General features: G+C 43.7%; 26 protein-coding genes. 10 read left to right on the top strand and 16 right to left on the bottom strand.

Annotated features, from left to right (window positions below):
- The first annotated feature begins 169 nt into the window (after window positions 1-169).
- Together M3180_RS12320 and M3180_RS12315 are read left to right on the top strand one after the other, a co-directional pair.
- Window positions 170-388, top strand: a complete 219-nt coding sequence (locus M3180_RS12320) for a PspC domain-containing protein (RefSeq protein ID WP_251667830.1) — start codon at window positions 170-172, stop codon at window positions 386-388.
- An 87-nt stretch (window positions 389-475) separates the two neighbouring features.
- Window positions 476-1,135 carry a PspA/IM30 family protein gene (locus M3180_RS12315; RefSeq protein WP_251667828.1) on the top strand — a complete coding sequence of 220 codons (660 nt, stop codon included), beginning with the start codon at window positions 476-478 and terminating at the stop codon, window positions 1,133-1,135.
- A gap of 98 nt (window positions 1,136-1,233) precedes the next feature.
- Here M3180_RS12315 and M3180_RS12310 read toward each other — a convergent pair whose 3' ends face one another.
- The 8 genes from M3180_RS12310 to M3180_RS12275 all read right to left on the bottom strand — a co-directional run bounded on the left by M3180_RS12310 (window position 1,234) and on the right by M3180_RS12275 (window position 12,362).
- Window positions 1,234-1,533 (bottom strand): YjcN family protein, encoded by a 300-nt coding sequence (locus M3180_RS12310; protein ID WP_251667826.1) that lies wholly within the window; start codon window positions 1,531-1,533, stop codon window positions 1,234-1,236.
- 91 nt (window positions 1,534-1,624) lie between these two features.
- Window positions 1,625-2,230 (bottom strand): class I SAM-dependent methyltransferase, encoded by a 606-nt coding sequence (locus tag M3180_RS12305; RefSeq protein WP_251667824.1) that lies wholly within the window; start codon window positions 2,228-2,230, stop codon window positions 1,625-1,627.
- 228 nt (window positions 2,231-2,458) lie between these two features.
- Window positions 2,459-4,846, bottom strand: a complete 2,388-nt coding sequence (locus M3180_RS12300) for a glycoside hydrolase family 16 protein (protein ID WP_251667822.1) — start codon at window positions 4,844-4,846, stop codon at window positions 2,459-2,461.
- Between the two features lie 380 nt (window positions 4,847-5,226).
- The gene (locus M3180_RS12295) at window positions 5,227-6,798 is read right to left on the bottom strand and encodes a response regulator (protein ID WP_251667820.1); all 1,572 of its coding nucleotides are present in this window, start codon (window positions 6,796-6,798) and stop codon (window positions 5,227-5,229) included.
- A gap of 1 nt (window position 6,799) precedes the next feature.
- On the bottom strand, window positions 6,800-8,638 hold the full coding sequence (locus tag M3180_RS12290; RefSeq protein ID WP_251667818.1) for a sensor histidine kinase: 1,839 nt from the start codon (window positions 8,636-8,638) through the stop codon (window positions 6,800-6,802).
- A gap of 196 nt (window positions 8,639-8,834) precedes the next feature.
- A complete protein-coding gene (locus tag M3180_RS12285) occupies window positions 8,835-10,502 on the bottom strand; it encodes an extracellular solute-binding protein (RefSeq protein ID WP_251667816.1) in 1,668 nt (555 codons plus the stop codon).
- Window positions 10,503-10,540: 38 nt separating this feature from the next.
- Window positions 10,541-11,425 carry a carbohydrate ABC transporter permease gene (locus M3180_RS12280; protein WP_251667814.1) on the bottom strand — a complete coding sequence of 295 codons (885 nt, stop codon included), beginning with the start codon at window positions 11,423-11,425 and terminating at the stop codon, window positions 10,541-10,543.
- 16 nt (window positions 11,426-11,441) lie between these two features.
- Window positions 11,442-12,362, bottom strand: a complete 921-nt coding sequence (locus M3180_RS12275; protein WP_251667812.1) for an ABC transporter permease — start codon at window positions 12,360-12,362, stop codon at window positions 11,442-11,444.
- Window positions 12,363-12,509: 147 nt separating this feature from the next.
- Here M3180_RS12275 and M3180_RS12270 point away from each other — a divergent pair, with 147 nt between their 5' ends.
- Entirely contained in the window at window positions 12,510-13,268 is a 759-nt protein-coding gene (locus M3180_RS12270) for a glycoside hydrolase family 16 protein (RefSeq protein WP_251667803.1), read from the top strand.
- Window positions 13,269-13,535: 267 nt separating this feature from the next.
- Complete coding sequence (locus M3180_RS12265; RefSeq protein ID WP_251667801.1) at window positions 13,536-14,321, top strand: class I SAM-dependent methyltransferase; 786 nt, start codon at window positions 13,536-13,538, stop codon at window positions 14,319-14,321.
- 102 nt (window positions 14,322-14,423) lie between these two features.
- Here M3180_RS12265 and M3180_RS12260 read toward each other — a convergent pair whose 3' ends face one another.
- The 7 genes from M3180_RS12260 to M3180_RS12230 form a co-directional block, all read right to left on the bottom strand.
- Window positions 14,424-15,179, bottom strand: coding sequence for a stalk domain-containing protein (locus M3180_RS12260; protein ID WP_251667799.1), 756 nt, complete (start codon window positions 15,177-15,179; stop codon window positions 14,424-14,426).
- A gap of 170 nt (window positions 15,180-15,349) precedes the next feature.
- Window positions 15,350-15,589, bottom strand: a complete 240-nt coding sequence (locus tag M3180_RS12255) for a DUF1803 domain-containing protein (RefSeq protein ID WP_251667797.1) — start codon at window positions 15,587-15,589, stop codon at window positions 15,350-15,352.
- A 146-nt stretch (window positions 15,590-15,735) separates the two neighbouring features.
- Complete coding sequence (locus tag M3180_RS12250) at window positions 15,736-16,122, bottom strand: helix-turn-helix domain-containing protein (protein ID WP_251667795.1); 387 nt, start codon at window positions 16,120-16,122, stop codon at window positions 15,736-15,738.
- 130 nt (window positions 16,123-16,252) lie between these two features.
- Window positions 16,253-17,059 (bottom strand): class I SAM-dependent methyltransferase, encoded by an 807-nt coding sequence (locus M3180_RS12245; RefSeq protein ID WP_251667793.1) that lies wholly within the window; start codon window positions 17,057-17,059, stop codon window positions 16,253-16,255.
- Between the two features lie 155 nt (window positions 17,060-17,214).
- Window positions 17,215-18,129: a formylglycine-generating enzyme family protein gene (locus tag M3180_RS12240; RefSeq protein WP_251667792.1), complete on the bottom strand. Its 915-nt coding sequence runs from the start codon at window positions 18,127-18,129 to the stop codon at window positions 17,215-17,217.
- Window positions 18,130-18,262: 133 nt separating this feature from the next.
- Complete coding sequence (locus tag M3180_RS12235) at window positions 18,263-18,895, bottom strand: glycoside hydrolase family 11 protein (protein WP_251667790.1); 633 nt, start codon at window positions 18,893-18,895, stop codon at window positions 18,263-18,265.
- Window positions 18,896-19,197: 302 nt separating this feature from the next.
- On the bottom strand, window positions 19,198-20,610 hold the full coding sequence (locus tag M3180_RS12230; protein WP_251667788.1) for a SulP family inorganic anion transporter: 1,413 nt from the start codon (window positions 20,608-20,610) through the stop codon (window positions 19,198-19,200).
- A 188-nt stretch (window positions 20,611-20,798) separates the two neighbouring features.
- On the opposite strand from M3180_RS12230, the gene M3180_RS12225 reads away from it, so the two are divergent.
- Window positions 20,799-21,407: a stalk domain-containing protein gene (locus M3180_RS12225; protein WP_251667787.1), complete on the top strand. Its 609-nt coding sequence runs from the start codon at window positions 20,799-20,801 to the stop codon at window positions 21,405-21,407.
- Between the two features lie 134 nt (window positions 21,408-21,541).
- Entirely contained in the window at window positions 21,542-22,099 is a 558-nt protein-coding gene (locus tag M3180_RS12220) for a glutathione peroxidase (protein ID WP_251667785.1), read from the top strand.
- 129 nt (window positions 22,100-22,228) lie between these two features.
- Here M3180_RS12220 and M3180_RS12215 read toward each other — a convergent pair whose 3' ends face one another.
- Window positions 22,229-23,281, bottom strand: coding sequence for an FAD:protein FMN transferase (locus tag M3180_RS12215; protein ID WP_251667783.1), 1,053 nt, complete (start codon window positions 23,279-23,281; stop codon window positions 22,229-22,231).
- 132 nt (window positions 23,282-23,413) lie between these two features.
- On the opposite strand from M3180_RS12215, the gene M3180_RS12210 reads away from it, so the two are divergent.
- The 4 genes from M3180_RS12210 to M3180_RS12195 are packed head-to-tail and all read left to right on the top strand — an operon-like array spanning window position 23,414 to window position 26,035.
- On the top strand, window positions 23,414-23,791 hold the full coding sequence (locus M3180_RS12210) for a NusG domain II-containing protein (protein ID WP_251667781.1): 378 nt from the start codon (window positions 23,414-23,416) through the stop codon (window positions 23,789-23,791).
- Window positions 23,775-24,320, top strand: coding sequence for a Gx transporter family protein (locus M3180_RS12205; protein WP_251667779.1), 546 nt, complete (start codon window positions 23,775-23,777; stop codon window positions 24,318-24,320). The genes M3180_RS12210 and M3180_RS12205 overlap by 17 nt, the downstream gene beginning before the upstream one ends.
- 27 nt (window positions 24,321-24,347) lie before the next feature.
- The gene (locus tag M3180_RS12200; protein WP_251667778.1) at window positions 24,348-25,235 is read left to right on the top strand and encodes an ATP-binding cassette domain-containing protein; all 888 of its coding nucleotides are present in this window, start codon (window positions 24,348-24,350) and stop codon (window positions 25,233-25,235) included.
- Window positions 25,184-26,035 carry an ATP-binding cassette domain-containing protein gene (locus M3180_RS12195; RefSeq protein WP_251667775.1) on the top strand — a complete coding sequence of 284 codons (852 nt, stop codon included), beginning with the start codon at window positions 25,184-25,186 and terminating at the stop codon, window positions 26,033-26,035. Before M3180_RS12200 ends, M3180_RS12195 begins: the two co-directional genes overlap by 52 nt.
- The last annotated feature ends 14 nt before the right edge of the window (window positions 26,036-26,049 follow it).

The raw sequence follows: 26,049 nt of genomic DNA, 5'->3' as shown, positions 1-26,049 counted from the left end.
TGCATGTCATTATAACTTGATTTCTCCTTCATCCCTCTGCTCCCCCGCCTTACGTCGAGGTTAGACTCAACCTAAAGACCAGTAAAAAGAGTAGACTCTAGAACGTTAAAATACTTTGTGATTCCCTATACAATTACATCATAAGAACAAGACGAGAGGATGATTGAACGTGAAAAAACTATATCGGTCGATGACAGATTCTAAGGTGACAGGGCTATGTGGAGGTATTGCAGAATGGTTTGGTATTGATGCAACGATTGTTCGCTTAATTGTCGTGATCAGTGCATTGTGTAGCTTTGGAGCAGTAGCACTTTGCTACATTGTAGCCTCCATCATTGTACCAAAAGCGCCTTATGGTAATAATCCATTTTCGAACTATCACTATTAATCAATACTAGCTTAGCTATTACAAACTATGACTAATCAAAAAAGACTGAACATAACATATTATTCTATATTAAAGGAGAAATGAACGATGGGAATTTTACAACGTGTATTTGAAATGACAAAGGCTGTAACGAATGACATGCTGGATAAATTAGAAAATCCAGTTACGATGATGAATCATTACTTGAGAGATCTGGATGAAAAGCTTGCAGATGCGGAGCGTGCAATTGTGGAGCAGCAAGCGCAAGAAAGAATGCTAATGCGCAAGCATGAGGAGCTAAACAGTCAAGCTGCTTTATACGAAAAGCAAGCAGAGCAGGCTGCTTCAGAAGCACGTGAAGTTGAAGCTCGTACAGCAATTGAAGCGATGCTTAGATACAAGGAAGAAGCAGATGAAACTGCACGCTTTATTGAGCTTTCTAGAGAAACATCGATAGATTTGGAATTGCGTATTGAAGCGCTGCAGGAAGAAAAAAGCAAGCTGCAAGCAAAGCGTACCGAGCTCATGTCTCGCTTAAATCGTTCGCAAAGCAAAGCAGAATATCATCTACAAGGCAGCTCTTCCGTAGAGGGCTTCGAGCGCATCGAAAGAAAGGTTATGGAGTGGGAGGCTCAGTCTGAATTAGGTGGAATGTATCCTGATCCATACCGCCACGTTAGCTATAACTCCGCTGCGGTCGATCCAAAGCAGGAGCAGCGCAATCTATTAGTAGAAGAGCACCTACAACGTCTCATGCAGAAAGTATAATCTTCAGGCTGTTCATATATATCCCTAAGCACCGTGCGCGGCATTGCATGGTGCTTTTACTATGTTATTTCGTCCTGCTTTTCTATTCCTCTCTTAGTCTAAGGTGCTCCTCCTACACTGGATACCGTCCAGAAAGGTCCCTTCTTTTGAAGGTAGAATACACCTATCTCTTCACCAGTGGCATGATCAATCAATCCTTCTACTTGATAATAATGGCCATATTGACGATCATACTGCTCCATATCTGTAATATTTGATGTAAATGCACTCACAAGCTGGAGTCTAGTAACCATATACGTGCGAATGGTAAGCTGCGGTATGAAAAAGCTTAGGAGCCACATTAAAAATAAAAAGATAAATAGAAGAGCAGCTATTTTGCTCCTTTTACTCTTTAACATAAAACACCTCTATATCTAAATATGGAATAGCGGAGCATCTCTTCAATTGTATCAGCTTTGAAAGATGATAACTCTCGATCCGCCCGCCTGTTCATTTCTCTGGCTTTACCCATAGGAGGTGAACCATATTGAGCATATGACTCTCCGAACGCTCGATGAACATTCCTGATTGCCGTACAATATCAGGAATATTTCTCGTATGGTGACATCCAATCGTACGCAGCAGTAACGGATTAAGCACACGCTGTCCTATGGACACAACTCTATTCGAGCTAATCCCGTGCTCCATCAGCAATATGTGCCCATCCGGCTTGCACCAACGTTTAATCTTTTGCATGACATGCAGCGGGTGCTCGTAGCTGCAGAAGGATAATGATGAGACAATCGTATCGAAGGAATGGTCTGGAAAGTCTAGCTCCTCTATATCAGCTAATATAAACGTAGCATCGAGTGAATATCCGGCCGCAGCTTCCCGTGCATGTTTAAGCATGTCCGGACTAAAATCAGTTGCTGTCAGCTTTATACCATCTGGATAATAAGGAAAATTAGCTCCTGCTCCTACTGCAAGCTCGAGCACTTCTCCTGTTGCATGACGCAAAAGCTTCTGGCGCCAGCTTCTTAGGGCAGCCCCTTCTTTTCTTGTCTTATATTGAACAGCTTGCTTGTTAAACAAACGAACCTGTCTCGTCTTATCCAACTTGCTCCACACTCCCTCTGCAAATATATTACCAATATACAGAAAATGTTAATTGTTATATTTATAGTGTATCGCACAATGATATGAATAGCCACAGATCAACAGAGAATTCACCGCTGAATAGCCGCGCCTCATTAAAAGTTTCACTGCTAAATATAACGCAAACAGGCTAGGGTAGCCCTAGCCTGTTTGCTTGCTGTGTTCTATATTCTGCTATGTTCTATCCACTTACTCAGGCGTGCCTTGCGTTACCCCATGAATATAAGTGAACCAAGGCGTATCTAGTGCTCCTTGTCCCGGATTATACGTGAAGGAATATTCGACCGTATCTCCAGCCTGCAGATTATTGACAGGGTACGTATAATTCCCGTTGCCTGTCGAAGTCATTGCCACATTCAGCTGCGGGCCGTTGTTCACTTTATAATGCAGATCAGCAAAGGTCGCACCGTTCACATAGAACAATAGATCATCGCCAGTCTTCTTCAGCCCCTTTTCTTCGTCACCGATAACAATGACATTCGACGGAGGATTCTCGTTGCCGTTGCCAGGATTACCGCCGTTACCGCTGCCTTCTTTATACACACGTACATAATCAATCTGCATCGTCGCAGGAATATCCGATGGGTCTGGCGTCAGTCCGCCGTCAAAATGACCGCCAATTGCCAAGTTCATAATGAGATAGAACGGCTGATCGAACGGTGCATTCGGATTGTTAGGTGCAGCGACTGAGTACCATTGATCTCTCGATACTTTAAAGAAGAAGTTTCCATCGACGTACCATTTAATATTATCCTCTTCCCATACCATCGAATAGACATGATAGTCATTCGCGAACGTTTGCCCTTCTGGGAAATGATACTCGCCAGCAATGTAGCGATTCACTGGCCACTGGCCGCCGAAGTGAACAGCACCGCTAGTCGTACCTGGTAAGCGCCCTTTCGCTTCCATAATATCGATCTCGCCTGATGCGGCCCATGCTCCGTACACAGAATCCTCTGGAAGCATCCATAACGCTGGCCAGATGCCATTGCCTGTAGGAAGCTTAGCTCGGATGTCTACTCTACCGTACTGGAAGGTAAAATGATCCTTTGTATTAACTTTGCCAGAGGAGTATTGCGCATAACGATTCGGATCCTGTGGGAATGATTTATAATCGTTCAGCGCTCTAATGTTCAGCTTCCCGTCCTGAAGGAATATGTTTTGCGGGCTGTCCGTATAGTGCTGCAGCTCCGCATTGCCCCAGCCCCAGCTATTCGGATCATCATTAATGTAGTAGCCTTGCTCATAGCTCCACTTGTTCAAATCGAGCGTGCTGCCTTCGAATTCATCCTGCCATATAAGATTCATCCCCGCGATCGTTGGATCGCTCGGCGTACCAATCTCGATATCGTCATGATCAGAAACATCTGGACGCGGCGCATTTGGGTTTCCAATAAACGTGTAGGTAACGTAATTGTTGCCGATGCTTCCGCCTGCCTGACCATTCAACGGGTACCCAATGCGGATCTGCATATCAACCTGTATCGGCTGGAACCACAATCCATAAATGTAATCAGCCCAATATCCCCACTGATTGGCATCTGACATATTATTGTAGCCGCTGCCTGAGTATACGAAGCCGCTCTGGCTAGAATTGCTCATGTCTACCCATTGACCATTGACGTTAATCTCATAGACAAAATTGCCAAGTTCAGAGCCGATTGCTGCACTTCCGTCAATTTTCGGAAGCGGGATGCCAATTACGCCGCTTTCATCTGCTGAATAGGTCGTTCCATCATAAGCCGTAAGGGTATATGAGTTTCTGACCGGTTCATTAAAAATAATCGTATAGATGACATTAGCGGAAGAGGTTTTCGATTCGAGCTTAACATTGATCGATTCCGTTACCGTAAACCAATAGCCACCGCCGCCTTCAGTAAACTGTCCGAAGTTGCTGTCATAAACCCAGCCGCTTGCCGCATTGTTGTCAATATCTATCCATGTGCTGCTGTTTACTGGCTTTACATACACCTTCAAATCATCAGCTACTGCTTCATAGGTGATTAGCGGATCATTGTTAAAGGTCGGGTACGTAAAGCCCGCTCCTCCTGTAAATCCTGCTGTAATGTCCGGTCCTTGTGTCGGTGTCATTGAAGTAATCGTTTGCTTGTTAACATTTTGAAAGACGAGTGTATAGTCGAGTGTAGCTGCACTTGTTTTGGAATACAGCTGAATTTCTGTCGTTTCAGAAAGCGTGAACCAGAAGCCATAAATACCGCTGTCGCTCCAATGCCCCCAGTTTTGGTTATAAACAAAACTGCCTGTTTGATCAATGTCAACCCAGCTGCCGCCGACCTTCACATTTACGCCTACATCATCGGAAACATCATTCCAAGTAGCAGAGCCTCCGTTGAATATTGGCATGACAAAGCCGTAGCTCGCTTGCCCAACTCCTGATTTTGAGATTACAGGTCCATCTGATGGTGAAAAGTAAGTCATAGAGGTAACGGTAGTTCCTGCCGCTGCTGCAGTCTGAACCTTCGAAGATGGCAATAGGACGACACTCATTGCCATCACTACTACCAAGAACAAACACAAAACCTTTTGCATGAACATCGGAATGTGGATTTGCTTCATTATTTACCCTCCTCGAACTTTAGTTGACGCATCATCTTCTCCCCTGTGTTCGAAAACGAAAAACGAACGAAAGGCGGTCATGAACAGTGATGCCCGAACATCCGTGATCACATAGCGCAGCTACAGCTTTCGATACATGGCTAGCTCATGTCTAATCGCTATAAAACCTACACTGTGGGAAAGCGAACATTCGGGCCTTCTTTTGCGAGCATTTCCGCCAATTTCGTAATGCGGCTCTTTATCAATTGGGTAGTAATCATTCTGTGGACGCGCTTAGGAAATCGCTTTCACAGGAGGACACCTATATTCTATCGAACATTAGTAGGTCATAAAAGGTACATTTGTTTTTATCATGACCCATTTTTTTGGCTTTTGCCCATTTATAGCGCTGGGTCCTTCAGCTTCCCTTCTTGTTCATATTTCCGTCGCATCAGCTCTCGATACTCTGTTGGCTGCATGCCCATCACATCGCGGAAGGCTCTAGTGAAGCTTTTGTAGCTTTCATATCCGACCATTGCAGCAATCTCTACGATTTTATGCTCAGTCTCTGCCAGCAGGCGTCTTGCCTTATCTAACCGCACATCGCGTAAATACTCTGCAAAGCCCTTGCCGATATTCTTCTTGAACAGATTGGAGAAATAAGCATAGTTCAACGAGACATGGTTGGATACCATCGCAAGATCCAGCGGCTTGTAATAATTTTCATGAATAAAGCGTATCGCTTCGTTTAAGTCCTGCGTATTGCGATAGCTGCATTTAAACTCGTAATAAAACTGGTTCAATCGAAGCAACTGCTGCTGCAGCGCTTGAATATATTCACGAATACCTCGGTGATCGAAAAGATTACGTAGACACTCTATATCTAGCGCTTCCTCCCCCATATAAGGCCTGATGACCCGCTCATACTCCTCCAGCAGCTGAACAACCGCACGGCATAGCTGCTGAGTATAGCCGATATGATAGCGCTGCAATATATCTTTTCGATACACGGCAGAAATTCCATCAGCAATTTTCCCACTATTTTTCGTACCAATGAGATGAAACAGCTCATACAGCTCCTCATATGGGAGCTGCCACTGCTGAACAAGCCCCTCGATATGCGCAGGTTGGATGAGCTGCTTATCAGGAAACAGGTAGCTATGGCGATAGAGCTCCATCACTTGTGTATAGGCGGTTGGCAGTGACAGCAAGCCCTGCTGCGGATTGGTCATAGCGGTGATTACACCGATCTGCGCGTCCTTAAGCGCAGCAGGCAATGCCCCAGTATCTATAGCTGCATCAATCGCAATAATAAGATGAGGACGATGCTGCAAGCAGATGCATCCATTTTTACCGAAGACGCGATAAGCAATCGACTCTATGCTATGTGAGCTGCTTGCACTCGGCTGGTTAATCCATAGCTCCTCACGCAGCAAACATAGCCGATAATTACTCCACAGCTTAGAATGCTTCTGCTCGGTCTCACGCAGCCATACCTCATCGATTGCTGAGCCCTGCATAAACATACACAGCTCTCTTCGATCTGTTTCTTCGGCCCGGCGAGAAAGATCCTCCATATTGCGTGACAGTGCCTCACTTGTCTTTACTTCTTGTAACACATGCTCTACTGCAGTTTGCAGATCCGCACGCTTTACAGGCTTAAGCAGATAGCCCTTGGCACCTAATCCAATCGCTTTTTGTGCATAAGCAAAATCACTATAGCCGCTTATAATTAAGAACTCTACCTTAATCTGCTCCTCTTTGGCATGCGCCATCAGCGTTAATCCATCCATATCCGGCATCTTAATATCGGTAATAACAAGCTGAAAGCTGATTTGACGCAATAGCTCAAGTGCCTCAACTCCACTTGCAGCACAATATATATGGTCAATATGCAGCGGAAACTGGCTCAGCATTGCCTGCAGACCTTCACGGATTTGCTTCTGGTCGTCCACAATCAAAATGTTGATCATTCTACCACCCCCCAAGATTCACATTTTCCCAAGGTAAATGTATCGTTACACATGTATAGTTGCCCTTCACACTGTCGATCCATAAGCCGCTGTCTTTTCCGTAGTGAAGCTGCAGCCGCTTATGTACGTTTTCTAGACCAAGTCCATTTTTGCTTGCAACGATAGGTGTATCCAAATCTTCATGCAGCACCGCCTGTAGCTGAGCCAGCACTTGAGGCTCTACACCGACACCGTCATCTCGTATCTTAATGAGCAGCACACTGTCACTTTCCACCTCAACGGTAATGTGAATACGGATAGTGCCGTGCGATGGAGCTGCATGATGAACAGCATTCTCCACGATTGGCTGCATACACATTTTAGGAATCGCGTAGCTAAGCACCTCCTGAGGAATATCAGTGGATAGCTCTAAGCCTCTTCCTTCCATAAAGTTAATAAACTGAATATAGCTCTGTATGTTCGCCAGCTCTTCTCGAAGTGCAACGGTATCACTGCGCCATTGCATGCTGTAGCGCAGCAGCGAACCGAGCGACACGAGCGCATCTGCGATAGCCGGCTGACGCTCAACCTCTGCCAGCATTCGAATCGACTCCAGTGCGTTGTATAAGAAATGAGAATTGATCTGCGAATGAAGCGAGTGCAGCTGGGCGTTTTTAGCAACAAGCTGCTTATCAACCACCTGCGTCATAAGACGTTGAAGCTCATCCAGCATTTTGTTATAGCTAATCGCTACCTCGTCGATCTCATCACCTGTTTCGTTCCCTTCAAGACCCGTATCGATCTTCTCGTTTAACTGACCCTTGCGTACCTTGCGCATCGAAGACAACACAAGATCTAAGCGGCGCAGCATACGTTTCGTTGTCTGTGACACAATGAGCAGCATTAACAACAGCGCAAGGCATGTAACCGCTACCACAAGTCCGTACCAGTAGCGTGGCTCTTTCATTAAGGCGTGATGTGATGCAATATCGACGACATATGCCTCGAGCGGAGCGATGTAGCGATACAACGCATAGTAGGTATTGTCGCCTACCTTCACCTTAATCGGACTGTTCTGCTGCAGCATATCCAGCTGCTGGTGTATGCTGCCTAAAATTACTTCAAGTTGATCGCCTGCGTGTAGCGAAAATTGATGCTGGGCATTGTATACATGCTTAGAAGGATCTGCTCCATCCATGATGACAGAGAAAAAATCTCCACCCGTATCATCTAGCAGCTCACTAAAAAACACACTGTGATCCATACGAATTTCCATAATGCTAGGATGCTTTTGCTGCTGCTCCTGAAGGCGTACGAGTCGATAATAGGAGAGTGTATGCTCGCCATCTTTATAGGCAAACAGTCGGTAAGCCGCTCCCCCTTCATCGCGCAGGGTTAACCAATAATCCTGCGGCCAAAACCTATCATAATGATAAATTTCAGGCCAGATCTCATAGAGATTCGGGTTATCGACATAAAAGCTAAGCTCACTAATCATTTCATTGCTTTGAATAATATTGTGCATCTGCTCAAAGTGGTTTTGTCTGAATTTCACTAGCCGCAATCCATCTTCTCGCATGTTCGAGTGAATAAAGTCGATAAATGTCTTTTGAGTCAGCACGGTAGAGGACACATTCTCCAGCATATCCATCCTGCTCCGCAGCTGCTCGTTAAGCCGTGCGACATGGCTGCTGCCATTGGCCATTGCCTCATTGTACAGCTGTGTTTCCTGCGTGCGAATAAATAAGAAAGAAACGATAAATACAGGAATAGCAATGGTCATACTGAACGCTAAAAACAGCTTTTGAGATATACGGGCATTGCGGTAAAGCTTCCTCATTTTAGACAGCAAATATTCCATATCATTGCCCCTCCCCACCTCTGTAATATACCATATATTACAATTATGCTGGTATGTCATATCACGCTTGTACTGCAGGGAGAGCGTGATTGCGATAAAAGCAGAGAATACCAGCCGCCAATACGGCGGCTGGTATAAGCTATGAGCCTTAATGCTCTCTCACTTGCTACTCTTGCATTTACTGCTCTAGCATTTACTATTCTGCCATTTTCGCTTTTCGTGCATCAAGCTCTGCTTGGCGGTATTCCATTACTTGGTCAAAGCCATATTCTACACGGCGATCAAGGAAGCTATTGAAAATTTTATCGAAGGCTGCTTCATCCTTTGCCATAATGAGCTCAGGCAGCACTTCCTCCCAGTTTTGAGAGATGCGAGACCATGCTACCGCTACATCAGAATCACCTAGTGGATCTAAGCCTTTATAGATACCGCTATCAATATCAGCTTGACTGTTAGCAAAGTCCTCCATTTGCTTAATCACTGGAGCCTTCTCTGGTCTCCATTGGTTAATAATAACTGGGTTACGCATCATCCAGTACGTATCCATAATGCCGTATTCCTTCTCTAGCTTCTCAATATCATTATCAAGTAGCTGGACCATTTCAGGCTTAAGCTGTGGCTTGCCATCTACCATATCCCACGTTTCGCCTTCTTTACCAAGGAATAAATCTCTTTGGCCTTCCTCACTCGCTAGGTACGTTAAGAAGCGAATCGCGCGTTCAGGGTTTTTCGTAGATTTGCTAATCATCGTAACCATCCAGCCGTCCATATTACCAGGGAACAGCTTCGCGCTTTCTCCTTTGCTGTTCTGAGGTCCATCAACTGCGATGTAATAGGAGTCAGGGTTTTCACTTGCAGCAAGCATTGGATTAACAGCTGCCATTCCCGTCCATTCGCGAACCATCATAAAGTAACGACCATTGTTTGTTTTTTCCTCTACCTGTGAATCAGAATCCACTAGAAAATCTACATTAATAAGTCCGCGTTCGTAGGCTGTACGGAATGTTTTTAGCCATGTAACATAATCTGGATCTGTTATGCGATCATACACCTTACCGTCCTGCTCATACGGAACAGCAAGTAGGTTTTGCAGATACTCTGTCATACCATAAGGAACATTACCCTGTGCAAAGAAAGGACTGATTGGCTGACCTTTGTACTGACCGTATTGGTCCTTCAGCAGCTGCAATGCACCAAGGAAGCCCTCTGGTGTTGTTAGATCTGGACTACCCATTTCCTCATATAGATCTTTACGTACGAGGAATGTTTGGTTAGCAGCAGTCATCCCTGTTTCATGCATAAGGTTAGGGCTATAGGAATCATTAGGCACACCATACGTGTTGCCGTTCTCCTGGCGGTACCACTTCAATGTACCATCACCAGCTACCTTGAAGAAGTACGGGTCATACTGATCTGCCAGCTCATTCAGTGCATAGACATGATCGCCTTCCCAAAGCTTTTTAACAGCGGTTTCCCAAGATCCCATCGATATGATGTCCGGCAGCTTGCCAGAGGTCATCATTAGTGTAATGTGCTCATTGGCTTCACCAGATGGCACCTCGATCGTTACGTTAACACCTGTTTTTTCTGTTACATACTGAGATGCTAAGCTTTCTCCCCAGCTATGAGGGTACCAGTTTGCTCCTACGAACCACGTTAAATCTACTGGGCTAGTATCTAGCTTCCATGCTGGCTCATCAGGGTTCAATGTTACTTCTGGCTGCTGCTCCTGTGACTGATTAGTTGGTGATGTCGTCGGTGTATTATTGTCACTGTTGTTAGATTTGCTGCATGCGGCCATCGTTAGTATTAAAATTGCCGCTAGAGCTATCGTCATGCTTAATTTGTTGAGCTTGATCTTCATTACTAAATCATCCTTTCTCCGCTTTAGTTGTATTGATATTACCCTTTAATCGCACCAATCATGACGCCCTTGACGAGATAGCGCTGAATGAAGGGATAGAACAATAGAATTGGCAGTGTAGCTACCATCATGGAAGCAAATTTGATCGAGTTGCCCGGCAGCCTTGCACCGAATTGCGCCATCGCTTGCTGCTGCATAAACGACATGGAGTTCTCCGCAATAATTTTGTAGAGCATCGTTTGCAGTGGCAGCTTATCCTGCGAGTGAATGTAGATAACCCCTTGGTAGTAGTCATTCCAGTGATAGACCGCTGAAAACAGTGCGATCGTAGCGATAACGGCCATACTGTTCGGCAGCACGATTTTGAATAGTACACCGTAGTCCGAAGCACCATCAACCTTAGCAGATTCCTCTAAGCTTTCGGGAATGGTTCGGAAGAAGCTCATAAATATAACCATATTGAAAAAGGTGTACATCGCAGGAATGATGAATACTAAGAAATTATCGTACAAGCCAAGCTTCGTCATTAGTATAAAGGTAGGAATTAGTCCACCTGAAAACAGCATCGTAATTAAGGCGATCTTCATATAAATTTTTCGACCGATCAAATTCGTCTTGCTCAGTCCGTAGGCCACAATCGCCGTAAACAACACATGCACCACCGTCCCTATGACGGTACGCATTGTCGTTATATAAAAGCCATTCATCAGACTTTTATCGTTAAACACGACGCTGTAGCTTGCCAAAGAAAATTCCGTCGGAAACCAATTAACTGTACCAAGCAACGCTTGTTCAGGTGCATTAAGCGAGTTAATGAATACAAACCACATCGGGTACAGTGTAATAAAGCAAACGGCCAGCATAAGCAGCGTATTGCAGACCTCGAATACTCCGATTCTTCGAAACCTTCTACGTATGTCCATCGTTCCGTCTCCCTTCTTAGAAAATTCCGTCGCCCGTCAGCTTTTTGGAGGTGTAATTGGCTAAGAACAACAGCCCAAGTGCTACAATCGAGCGAACAAAGAGGACGGCTGTCGAGAACGAATGACGTCCAGATACGAGACCCATGTTATAAATGTACAGGTCTAAGCTTTCCGCCATCTTCATATTCATGTTGTTCTTCAGCATGAAGATCTGCTCAAAGTTGCTTCCCAGTATGCCTGCGACTGCAAGAATAAACAAGATCGCAATCGTTGGGCGAATACTTTGAACCGTAATATGCCACATTCGCTGCCAGCGATTGGCACCATCGAGCTCTGCGGCTTCGTACAGTCCAGGATCAATTCCCGCGATCGCAGCAATATAGATAATGGCGCTCCAACCGGTCTCCTTCAGCGTATCGGTAAAGTACGTAATCCACCAGAAATATTTCGGATCGCTATTGTATAGAATTTCGCGCTCTTGAAGTCCCAGTCCCATCATCAGCTGATTGACAACCCCACCTTCGCCCAGCCAATTGAGCGTAATACCACCGAATATCGTCCATGCGATAAAGTGCGGTAGATATGAGATCGTTTGTACCGAGCGCTTAAACCGGATGCTCCGAATCTCATTAAGCATTAACGCAAAGAGAATCGGGATTGGAAAACCAAGAACAAGCTTAATCGTACTCATCCCCAATGTATTGCGGATGGAACGCCAGAAACGATCATCCGACAAAAAGCTTTCGAAGTGTTTCAAGCCGACAAAGGGTGATTCCAGCATCGGTTTCGCTATACTGTAATCCATAAATGCAATAATGAGCCAAAACATGGGGATATAACAAAAGATGAACATCCAGACAATGCCAGGGATAACCATACTTTGCAATTGCCACTGTCTGAGAAATGACTTCATAAGTCCTGTTTTGTGTTGATGCATATTCCCTGCCCCCTTCTATTTCATCGTATGAAAACGCAAACATAAAAAAAAGGCCATCATTTTTGACCCTATCCCATTTTTTTAGATTTGTTTGACCAAGAGCTGAAAATCAGTATGCTGAAACTATACGAAAGGGGTGTAAATGTGATGAGTAAGCTTATATGGCATCAAGATTTCTTGAAGGAAGGCGCGAATTTGAAGGATTGGAATATTCGGATCGGCAATGACTTACTCGATGACGAGGGAAATGTCATCGTTGCGGGCTGGGGCAATGGAGAGCAGCAGTATTACACTGGGAAATCGAACAACCTATATATCGATGAATCGGGCCTTCATCTGTGCGCATGTCGTGAGGACGTTGAAACAGAGGATGGTCGAAGCTTCGCCTACACTTCCGCTCGTCTGGACACGAAGGATCATTTTTCTTATCAATACGGTAAGCTAGTTATTCGTGCCAAGCTGCCGGTAGGTCAAGGCTTATGGCCTGCGATATGGCTACTGCCGCAGCACCAAACATATGGACCTTGGCCTGCTTCCGGTGAGATCGACATTATGGAGGCGAAGGGTCGCTTGCCACAGCAAGTGTCGGGAACTCTCCACTACGGCAAGGCTTGGGATGACAAGGCAACCGATGAGTATGCTTATCAGCTGCCAAACAGTACGATTAATGAATTTCATGATTATGGCTTGGAGTGGGATGAGCATTCGATCCGCTGGCTTGTTGACGGGCATTGCTATGCTGAGCATTTATTGAAAAAAGATAATACACCCTACCTAATCCCGTTTGATCAGCCCTTTTATGTTGTTCTCAATCTTGCCGTAGGCGGCTGGTACGATCGTGTGGAAGTGGACGAGACAGCCTTTCCAGCACATATGACCATTGAAGGCATATGGCTGTATGAGTAGTATCACGAAAGGATAACTACGCAAGCTGATTATGCTCCTCCTCTACGCAATAAATGGAGCGCTCACTGTTAGACACAACCGAAAAACTCTTAATGATGTGAATGGAGACACGCAAGCGGATACAGCACCCATACGATTAGACCCACGTCTAACGGTTTGAGTGCTGTTTTTTTATTGAATAAGCGAGTTGTGGAACAATATGGTATAATATATATATGAAACTATGTTTCATTGTACGAAACTTATTATTGGAAGGAGTCGATCCCGTTGCCAATAAACTTTCACGATGAGCATAACAGACATACCTATGCGATGAGAAGCGCTGATGACACTTGGAAATCACTCATACTCAATACCATTGATGTCTCGAATAAGCAAATTGCTGACATTGGTTGTGGGGGCGGCATTTATACAAAAGCGCTGCTAGAGATGGGTGCAGGTCATGTCATTGGTGTTGATTTCTCAGAAGTGATGTTAAAAGGAGCCGCTGCGAACTGTCAGCATATAGGCAATGCTACGTTTCATCAAGGTGACGCATACCACACAGCTCTCCCCTCAAAAAGCTTGGATATTGTACTAGAGAGAGCTCTAATCCACCATCTGGATAATATAGATGCTTGTTTTGTCGAGGCTTCTCGCATTCTTAAGGAAGGCGGGGCTTTGATTATCCAGGATAGAACCCCTGAAAACTGTCTGCTACCGGGAGATGAACATCACATTAGAGGTTATTTCTTCGAAAGATTTCCCCAGCTAAAACCTAAAGAAATTGCTAGGAGATATGAATCGGAGCAAGTACAACAGGCATTAGAATCAAGTGGTTTTCAAGTCGTTAAAGTCGAGACACTTTGGGAGACTAGATATATTTATGATAGCTTCGAGCAGTTAGCAAATGACTTGATGCAGCGAACAGGGCGGTCTATTCTACATGAATTGAATGATGCAGAGCTGCTTGATATGATCGATTTTTTAAAGGAAAAGCTTAGCCATAAGCAGTTTCCAATTATCGAGAAGGATGTATGGACGCTATGGTTCGCCGTAAAGAAAAGCAGCTAACCTTAGCCTAGCTATAACGAATAAAAGCTGTAAGGACATGTTGAGATGCCTTACAGCTTTTTGTTCTTATTGCCGAATATATTTCCAGCTAGTTTACTTCGTCTATTGGATTGTCAGTGGAATAGATGCCTCTAACGTATGCCATTGTGCTCCTGCTTCAACTTCATCATCAAGTTTATACTCAGCTTTTACGGTGATCGTATATTCACCTGGTGGAAGCATAGACGGACGATCTGCATTATTCAAGTAAGCATTCACATCGTCAATATTGTCGAACCCAATTTTATTGAGATGATACACTAAGAAATCATTACGACCTAAGCTCTTATTCAGCTCATCACCAGCTTGGAATGTGCTGGACTCCAAAGCTAATCCAGCTAACACATGGCTCGTGAAGCCGTCCTCGTCGGTGATGTAATAATTGATGAGTAATGGGCCATGCCATATATTCACTACGCGATCCGTATCGTTAGATAATCTGGCCCAGATCTCGATAGGCTCTCCGTATTCATATTCCGATTTACTGGCGAAAGCATGCAGCGTAAATATATTATCTGAATCCTTAGCATTCACAGTAGACTTCTTTGTCGTTGTTGTTGACTGTTCCACGTAGATCGTTTGCTCGTCTTTGTTATAGCTAACATGTCCTCTCAGCTGATCCGTAAAAGCTCGTAACGGAACGTAAACACTGCCATTAATATTAAACACATCCTGCTTTAAGTCGACCATTTGATTGTTAACGACTAGCTTTCCTTTGAATAGATAAGCACTTATCTTATCCGATGCAGCCAGCATTGTTGATGAACATAGAAATAATATAATGGCGATTGCAATAAGTATTATTCTTTTCTGTTTCATGCTTCCACACACTCCTATTAATAGAATACTTCATAAAACGATGACACGCTTTTATAAGTGCTATACTGTCCTGATTTACAATCTTGATAAGGGTCTAAGCAAAGAGCGTTCCATCTTACGGGAATGCTCTTTGCTTAGATTTATATTCGTGCACAACCGTTACTTGATAGTCAATCTGGCTTGCCTACCGTCACATTCATCGTCGCCCTTTTATTGATAGCTTGATGAATAATAACTAGTAATCGAACAGCAAGATCCGCATTAAAATTTAGTCGATAGCCACCGCGTACTCGATCTACGAATCCGAGCTCAATAGACTCTGTAATGACGCGATCAAAATTAGTAGAATCCGGCAAGTAAGACTTCAACGTTATTTCATCCATCGCATAATCTGGCTTCAAATCATCCATATCTCGTAATAGGGCGATTAAGATTAGACGAATTTCATCGGGCAGAAGTGTGAGCGGGAACTCAGCTTCCTGTTCTAATGTTTCTAGTGCTTCCTCTAGAAACTGCGGTGTTACTATACAGGATATTCGATCCTTCGCCCATAGACCTATTCCGGTTGCCCTAGATAAATATCTACAAGCGCTGGATGCCGATACGACCCTACCGAGGGAGTAAGGATTGACGGTGCTGTGGCTGTAATAACACCGCTAAGAAATGCAATTTTATCATCCATTGCCATCGTAGCGAAGGCTTGATGAATCTGTGGTAACAGCGTTGAAAGTCCTCCTGACCTCCCCAACAAGTAGTCGGTCGAGCAATCAAATATTTGCGCGAGCTCAACAATAAGCGGAAGATCGGGTAAAGAGTCACCATTCTCCCATTTGGAAACTGCTTGTGCGGAAACGGATAATTGTTTTCCAAGCTCTTCTTGAGTGATACCGTGGGAACGCCGCAGCTTCGCAATTTTTTCGCCAAAACCATTTAACTTATCCATTTAGATAACCTCCCTTAAAGAATTACCACTATCGTAGCGTGCCTCTGATTGTTTGTGTATAGAGGTGAACGGGGGGGGCTCAACCAATGGTTGAATTATACCGATCAACAGTTGTGTCGTGCATTCACAACTACTTTCTTCTACCGATATATAGAAGGTGAGAGGATATGCCAAGCACCGAAGGGTCATTAGCAAGCTCAACAAGTAAGCTCATTAGCATCTGCAACTCTCCTTTATCTTCCCATACCTTTATTTGATCACTGCTTAATAGTCCACCAATACTAGAAGAAGCTACCACATCAATCGTTTCAAAACCATGCTTCTCCATAAAAGGTTTAATTTCATTGATGTTAAAGTAATACGCTCCTGTAAACCTCCCCTTATCGGTATGATTAAAGATTCCAGTCGATCGAAACTCATGAATAGAATCCAATGTGTCGTTAGGCTTCCAGTACTGTGGATATTGCAAGGAAGTTAAGGTCATTCTCATTCTGCTTTGAAATGCGACGAATACTAAGCCTCCCTTTTTTGTAACGCGAAACAATTCGTTTACTGCTTTTATTCGCTCTTCCTCTCTTTGCAAATGATAAAGCGGACCTAGCATCAGTGCAGCATCGAACTTTTCGGACGCAATTCCTTCCAAGTCGATCGCGTTCAGTACATGAAAGCCGTTGAACTGTTCATGTAAGCCAAGCTCATGTGCTTTTTCCTCTGCCATGTTAACCAGTCGAGGTGTTAGATCAGATAATGTCACGTTACATCCCAGCTTCGCTAACTCCATTGAATATTTTCCTGGTCCTGCTCCATTATCTAAAACCTGATCGTGTGGTGATACATACTTCTTGATGTAATGCCAGTTAATATAAAACTCTAAGGGCTCACGATCTAATCTACCCCATTCATCGAATTGTGAATAATAACTTATTATGTTTTCCATCTGTTCATAACACCTGCCTTTGTAAAAGTAATATAAAAAATAAAAACCTATTGCCGCTAAAAGGGCGATAGGTCATGTGCAAGTTGAAATATTTCAACCAGTATAATTCTTCCAAATATAACTGTCAATAACAAACTTACTCTATATCTTTACTTTCAAGAGTCATTGCGTGCTAGACGAAAGCCTTGATCTGGCCCATATCCGCTTGCCTCGAACCTACCGCGGAATGCAACCTCATTGTTGTTCTCGCCTCCCATCCAGCCGCCTCCCTTTACAACTCGCTGTAAGCCACTTTCGCTATCTTCATCTTCATACCAATCCCATATCCATTCTCTTACGTTTCCAGACATATCGTATAACTGCAGCTCATTAGGCTCCTTAGAGCCAACTAATTGAGTTTGATTCCGATTGTTTTCTATTGCTGGCCAGTTCCAATCTCCTTCTAAGTAGTTGTTACCAGCGTTTCGCCAGTTCCATGCCACCTCGTTAACATCGTCACCGCCACTATACAGGTATCCTTTGCTTAATTGACCACCGCTTGCAGCATATTCCCACTCCGCTTCCGTTGGAAGACGATAGCCGTTTGCATCCTTATTGATTGTTACCGTCCATTTGATCGGATCGAACTCACTTTTATTATCTGGATCAAGATTACTTTTATCTATATTGTAATAAGGCTCTAGCCCTTCCTTTTCACTCTTTAGATTACAAAACTCGATAACATCATACCAGCTAATCATTTCGACAGGTCGCTGCTCGCCTACAAATGCTGAAGGATTGTCTCCCATGACGTCCATCCACTCTTTTTGAGTAACTTCATATTGTCCAATATAAAAGCTAGGTATCGTTTCACCCTTAAAATTTGAGTGTTCACTTATGATACTACCGCCTTCTACGAATATAAATTCACCACTTACGACTATTTTTTCACGATGGTCTTCAGGTTTGTTATTATTCAACTGAGAAGACTGCTGAGTTGTTTGCTGTGCTTTCGTCTGAGCAGCTTCCTGCGAGCAACCACTAGCTATGATGGATAGTATTACTATAAAACACATTAATATGGCTCTCATTCGTATCGATCTCCTTTATGTGGAGTGGTAACAATAAATAATTTTAGTGAATCCGGATACTTGGCCTACCTTAGCAGACAGGGCCGCTGAAGTTAGCTTCAGCAGACCCCATCCAGAGCTTACAGGCAGCTTATTACCAAACCGTTACATTCGAGCTACCGCTGCTTTGGTAGCCTTCTGTTGCCAATACTTGATATGACCAGTTATTGCCTAGATGCATACCAGCATTTCTCCATGCGTTCACATGGTTGCTGAACGTAATAGAGACGTTGCTGCCTGTCGGTCTTTTAGATTGACGAACACTCCAGAATTGTTGGAATGTTTGTGTGCCATCGATGGATGGTGCGTTGTAACGCATTGTTGTATAGATGTCATATGTGCCACCATCACTGTGTACCGTGCCTTTATATTGACCAGTAGGTCTGTATGTGCCCCAGCTGTCAACGACATAATATTCAATAAGTGAATTTCTCGTCCAACCATATAGTGTTAAATATCCATTGCCAGATGGTGCCCATACTCCAGCATTGTAGTTAATCGTTCTGTTAGGAGAGCCAGTAGCCCAGCCTTTACCAACAACAAAGTTACCGGTATTGTACCAGTTAACGCTGTAATTACCACCAGATCCATTAACCGCATTTACAGTACCGCCGCCATCCGTCCAATTTTGCCAATAGGTGTTTGCACTTGCTGTTGTTGCAAGCATACAGAAGCACATCGTAGCTGCAATTAACAATTTCACACTTCTCTTATTAAACTTAATCATACTAACCAACCTCCTAAAAAATAGTTTTTGACACATTCTGTCTACTTCCCATTCTGTTAGTCGATTTGCCTTTGGCTGTGAATCTTGTTGTTGGCTAAAGCTTGTCCCTCCTTTCATTTAAAATTATAGAATGTAAGCGTATACAGTACACTGCAAAAACTTTAGGATTAACTTCAATAATTAAACATATATAGAAATTAATGGTATTAACTATGTAAAAAGAGAAGCGGTTTTTCTCCGCTTCCATAAATAATTATTAATTAAATTATAAATAAAACAACAATAAACATATTTTTTTATAGCTAAGCACTTTGTTTTCTTGGACTAACTACCTCTACTTCTTTACCTTTTTCAGATAATCGCGTTACAATTTTATCAAGCGTCTGCTTAGCAGTGTGATCCCAGACATGAGCAGAGCTTAAATCAAGCTGTACCTTGTTAGCTTCATCTGTAAAATCAATGCTATCCAGCAATGCGTTACTGGATACGAAAAACAGTTGACCCTTCACCCGATAAACCGAGAGATTATCATTCGTCTCTTTCTCAATATCTAGGTGCGATGCTGAACGGTAGGCATACACGATAACACTCATCAGCACACCGACAATTACACCAAGTGCTAGGTTATGAGTCGTAACCATCACAATGACGGTGACAACCATAATAAAGGTATGTGCAAATGGTTTGCTTCTAATATGGCGTATATAACTCCAATCGAACACTTCAATACATACCATCATCATAACCCCGACAAGTGCCGCAATCGGAATAATGTTCAGCAGATCATCGAGTACAAACACCATTAGCAGCAGCATAACAGCCGCAACTAACGTAGACAGCCTTCCTCGTCCACCAACCTTTACGTTGATGGCTGATTCCGCGATAAGGGCACAGCCTGCCATCCCACCTACAAAGCCAGTAACCGTATTGGCAATACCTTGTCCACGCATTTCTTTATCCTTGTCCGACTTCGTATCGGTCATCTCATCAATAATCGTTTGTGTTAACAGCGTTTCTGAATATCCAACCACTGCAAGTGACAATGCAACAGGCAGAATAATTATTAACGTTTCGAACGTAAATGGAACCATCGGAATATGGAACCAATTAACGGATGATGTATCGATCGCTGCGATATCGCCAACGGTTTGCAATGAGCCCGGAACAAAGACGACTAAAAGCGTCATGGCAACAACTGCGAGCAAGGGCGAAGGGATTGCTTTGAAAAACTTAGGAATCACGTAAATCATAACGAGCGTTCCTATAACCATCGCATACATGCCCCACGACTGATTCTCAAAATATCTTAATTGCGATATAAAGATAAGGATTGCTAATGAATTAATAAAGCCTGTTATGACGGAATGAGGAACAAAGCTCATCCAGCGCCCCATCTTAAACCTGCCCATTAGATATTGAATAATGCCTGTCAAAATCGTAGCTGCAAATAAATACTCCACACCATGCGTTGCTACTAATGCCGTCATAAGCACGGCCATCGATCCGGCGGTCGTTGATACCATTGCAGGTCTGCCGCCAAATATTGAGATTAATACTAAAATCGATATCGAGGAAATAATACTGATCATCGGATTAACTCCTGCTATAAATGCAAAGGCAAGAGAATCTGGGATTAAAGCTAGAACCGTTGTTATCCCCGCTAAAACATCCGCTCGTATATTAGAAAACCAATCTTGTTTTATTCGCTGCAGCATTTGTTTCTCGTAAGCTCCTTTTCTATAATTCTACACTTCTACTACTTTAACATCTCTCTCACTCCTTGTGTATATAAGAATTATTGTAAATATCGATAATAACGTTATGATCATAGACAAATAAATGTATTGATGTTAAAATCTCCATGGAAATTATTGTATTACTTTTTAATGTAAAGGAGATGCATATGAAAAAGAAAGCAATTGTCGTGTTTTTCACTGTATTGATCCTTAGTGTAGCTTTTTCGGGAGTAGCTGGTTATGCCATTGGAAAGAATGAAGTGATTGCAACACTTGCACAACACATTAAAATTACGAACGATGGCCGAGAGATTGATATCGGCAAAGACGTTCCACTGACCTATAACAATAGAACCTATCTGCCTGTTCGTGCCGTCAGTGAAGCATTAGGCTATGAGATTGAATGGTTTAGCAGCTCCAATACTGTTAATGTATCGATGCCAGAAGAAGCGTATCCGGTCGTTTCAATGGACGGCATTGAAATTATCGATTCATCAACCTCGCTTGATTTAATGTCGAGTACCGCTATTCAACGTGTAAATGTCATTGTCAATCAAACGAAGGAGCTTGACTTTGAACCAACGTTAATATTTGAGGTTTTGAAGAACGGGGTCGTTATTGATTCACAAACCGCCCAGCTAGAACAAACACTGGGTAGGTCGATCGTCGAGTTGAAATCTCGCCAGTTTAGCCATCAGCTTGGCAGCAGTTTGACAAGTGATGAAAGACTCCAAAAATATCACGAGCAATTCTCCTACCGCTTGAAAATAAAATAAACCGTATAAGGGACTGTTCAGATGATGGATATCCACACTCTTCTGTACAGTCCTTTTTTGTGGAATTTTATAGATTAATAGAATATGATGATAGAAAGGCAGCAGAGAACATTACATAAAAAGGAGTAACAACGATGAGTATTTATAACTATCTAGCTAAAAAATCCAATGGGGACATTGTCTCCATGCAAACGTACAAAGGGCAAGCTATGCTCATTGTGAACACGGCGAATAAATGTGATTTCACGTATCAATTCGAGGATCTTCAGCGCATTTATGAAAAGTATAACAATAAAGACTTTACAGTGCTTGGCTTTCCGAGCAATCAATTCGCCAATCAAAACCCTGAGGATGGAGCAGAAACAGCTCGTGCATGCAGAACGAGCTACGGGGTTCAATTCCCTATGTACGATGTCATCGATGTAAATGGAGAAACGACACACCCACTCTACAACTATCTGAAGCATGAGGTCGAGCCTCGCCCAGTTGATACTAGTAATATTCAGGAAGTGATTCTTACGAATACAGTTAAGGAAATCTATCCTGATTATTTAATTGGGAACAATATCCGCTGGAACTTTACAAAGTTTTTAGTCGATGCACAGGGTCAGGTCATCAAACGCTTCGAGCCATGCGATTCAATCCTAGAGATCGAGAATGCAATCGAAGAGCTAATAGCTGCTAACCAATAGATTAACTACTAGCGATCAATGATTGTAAGTCTATATTAAAAGCTACCTCTGCACAACACCTTAGTAAGTGTCAGTGCAGGGTAGCTTTTTTAATGTCTTTATTATCGTTGCTTTGAAGTACACTCAGCTCTACTCAGCAAATTCATATGCTTCACTGGTTAGCTTAAACCTATCCTTGAGCCCTGATGTTACATACACCTTATGCTCACCGGTTACAAATATCGCCTCTGTATGCTCCGTGGCCTCAACAAATGCCATTCCTTTCTCCAAGCCCAGCAAAAACACCGATGTTGACATGGCGTCTGCGTGCATGGATTGATCGGTAATAATTGTTGTGCTGACGAGCTCATTATTGTCAGGATAGCCTGTGAAAGGATCTAAAACATGATGGTATAGCTGATCTTGATCGATAAAATACCTCTCATACACACCAGAGGTAACAATCGTTTGATCGCGCACTTCAAGGGTGCCTAAGTATTCCCCTCGATTCTCCTCTGGGCTCTGAATGCCAATCGACCATGCCGAACCATCCGGCTTATTGCCCATCGCAACAATATTGCCACCAAGGTCAATAATCGCGCTTGAGAAGCCTTGCTTCTGCAAATAATTTGCGACGACGTCTGCAGCATAGCCCTTAGCAATCGCGCCTAGATCAAGAGTCATATCAATATCATCAAGCTGCACTGCTAGCTGGCTTTCATCAAGCAGTAGCTTCTCATAATCAACGAGCTGCTTTGCTTCTTCAATTGCTGCTTGTGGTGGGACCTTGCTGCCTCCATTGCCAATGGCCCACAAATCAACTAGGGGTCCGATTGTAGGATCAAATTTACCACCGGAACGCTCAGCATACTCCTTAGCTGTCTGAATGATACGGAAGGTTTCCTCAGATACCTGTACAGCAGATTCACCAGCGAACTGATTAATACTCGAGACCTCGCTTTCTTCCTCAAAGCGATTCATCGTCTCGTTAATATGCTCCAGCAGTTGTTCTATCTCTTTGAAATGAGTATCGCTAATCCGCTCATCGTACACCCTTATGCTAACTACGGTGTCAAATATGAAATAATTTTTACTAATCGGCTTCGTAACGGTAGAAGTGCTGCTAGTAACCGTATTGCCACAGCCTGAAAGGATTAGAAAACAAGTAACTAAAATCATCGTGCCGATATTTCTATAGCGCATGCGATCGCCTCCACCCCGTGTCTGCATAGAGCGTATCAAACTTTTGGGGTTAATCCTGTGACAAATATCATTCTCGCACATTTTAGAAGGTGTTAACCTTAAAGTACGTACATGAGATAGGAGTGAAGTGCTATGAAGCGAGGCGACATGGCGATTGCGGCACTGATAGTTATTGCACTTTCTTGGTTCACATATTCAACGCTTGGAGATAACCATCATCACGAGGAAGCGGCATTTGCCTCCATTTATGTAGATGGAGAGCTTTATGATAAAGTCGCACTTACTGAGGAAGGCTACGAAATCGAGATTAGCTCAGGAAAAGGATACAACCTGTTGAAGGTTTCGAATATGGGTATTGAAATGCTGGAATCCAATTGCCCTGATCAAATTTGTATCGGCTTCGGCCACATTCATTCCAAGGATGAAAATATCGTCTGCTTGCCTAATCGAATTTTTGTAGAAATAGATGGAGGCGACGATTCGAAGGGAGTCGATGTCATTGTCTCCTGATCAATATCAATTACGAAAGCTAATGATTGTTGCTATCCTTGCTTCCTTGGCTGTTGTGCTTGGCATCATAGAGGCGCTTATTCCGTTTACTGTGACGATACCAGGTGCAAAGCTGGGGCTAGGAAATATCGTTGTATTGACCTGCCTCATTTGCTTAGGCGGTCGGGACGCTTTTCTGCTAATCTTCATAAAAACGCTCATTACATCCTTTATTCTCGGCAGCTTTTCCACCTTTATATTTAGTGTGTTTGGTGCTGTAAGCAGCTTTATCATCATGTACATGATGGTACGATTCGGCTCCAAGCTATTCAGCTTAATGATGACCAGTGTGATGGGCGGCATCGTTCATAATTTGGGGCAGCTGCTGGCAGCCTCCATCGTTCTCGGCACTACGAAAATATTTTATTACTTGCCATTTTTACTACTCGCAGGCATAGCAACCGGCTTGTTTGTCGGTGCAGCCTCCAAGTATCTTATTGGTTCACTTCACCGCTTGCAAATGTTTGAGGCGAGCAACTCACGCAGCTGAAAACAAACAAGGGAAAGGAGCTGCAATATGCCTTTAATGTATAACCAAGACGACAAACATAAGCCTCCTGCTATACAACTGAATAATATTCGTTTTCAGCGCGGTAGTCACACCGTGCTAAAGCAGCTATCCATCAGCATACCTGCAGGACAATGGGTTGCAATCGCAGGCTGCAACGGTTCGGGTAAATCTACGTTAGCACGCTTAATAAACGGCTTGCTGCAAGCATCAAGCGGCAAGATTATTATTCACGGCCAGCCGCTTCAGCAAGAGCATATCTATGACGTTCGTTCACAGATCGGCTATATTTTCGCATCACCAGATGACCAATTTATCGGGCTCACCGTTCGAGATGATATTGCCTTTGGTTTAGAAAATCTATGCCTGCCGCGCGAGCAGATCGAGCAACGAATCCAAACCTATGCTAAGCTTCTTCACTTGACCGAGCTGCTAGATCGACATCCTGCTACCTTGTCAGGCGGTCAAAAGCAACGTGCAGCATTAGCTGCGGTATTAGCGATGCAGCCTTCCGTTCTTATTCTCGATGAAGCAACCTCGATGCTCGATAGTCATTTTCGAGATCAGCTTCTTCAATGCTTACAAGCATTACACGTGGAGCAGCAGCTGACATTGATTACGATCTCCCACGACATTAAGGAGCTCTCAGCTGCTGATCGTCTCATTATGCTTCATGATGGCGTCATATTAGCTGATGGCAAGCCAGAAGACTTACTTATACAACAGCAGCTGCTAAAGGCATGTCGTCTCGAAGCTCCTTATGTACTCGAGCTGTGCAAGGAGCTTAGGCTTCAAGGTATTGATATCGGCGAATCGATTAATGAACAGGAGGTGCTGAACAAGCTATGGGCATTACTTTCGAGCAGGTCTCCTATCGCTATAAAGAGCGCGCGCTAAAGCAGCATTTGGCGCTCGATCATATTGATTTATCGTTAAAAACTAATCAGTTCATTACGATCGTCGGAGCTCCAGGATCAGGAAAATCCACCTTGCTGCAGCATCTGAATGGTCTGCTTCGAGCAGATCATGGAACGATTCATGTACTTGATATGGTCATCTCACCATCCCCTGCTAAGCTGCCGAAGGGGCTTAACCAGCGGATCGGTCTTGTGTTTCAATACCCAGAGCAGCAGCTTTTCAAGGAAACGATATGGGAGGATTTGTTGTATGGGCCACTCAACTTTGATATGAGCAAGACAGAAGCAGAGCTTGCCGCCAAGACGGCAGCTGAATTCATGGGGCTAGATGACCTTATTCTCGCCAAATGTCCTTATCAATTGAGCTCTGGACAAATTCGTAAAGCCGCTATTGCAGCAGTATTAGCGGCCGGGCCGGAAATCATTGTACTCGATGAGCCTACCGCATCACTGGATGCTTCAAGTAGATTAGAGCTTATGACGCTGCTGCACCGTCAATGTCAAGAGCAGGGCCGAACGGTTATTGTCGTCACTCACGCTTTAGAGGAGGTTGCCCCCTTTACCGATCAGATCATTGTTATGGATGAGGGTACTATCGCTTTTGTAGGAAAACCGCATGAGCTTGTGAATCGTACAGATCTTATCGACAAAGCAGGGCTGCAAATTCCAGCCGCTTATGAGTTATATGCCGCGCTGCAGAAGCCGTTAAGGTTAAGCAAGCTTGATCACTATCCAAGTGCTGCCGAGCTGGCTGCAGTGATTAAGGCAGCTATTTCATAAGAAAGGAGTCCCGC

The sequence above is a fragment of the Paenibacillus camelliae genome, assembly GCF_023715345.1.
Lineage (GTDB): Bacteria > Bacillota > Bacilli > Paenibacillales > Paenibacillaceae > Pristimantibacillus > Pristimantibacillus camelliae.
The sequence above is the reverse complement of the archived record's forward strand: the minus strand, read 5'-3'. Positions and strand labels throughout refer to the sequence as shown.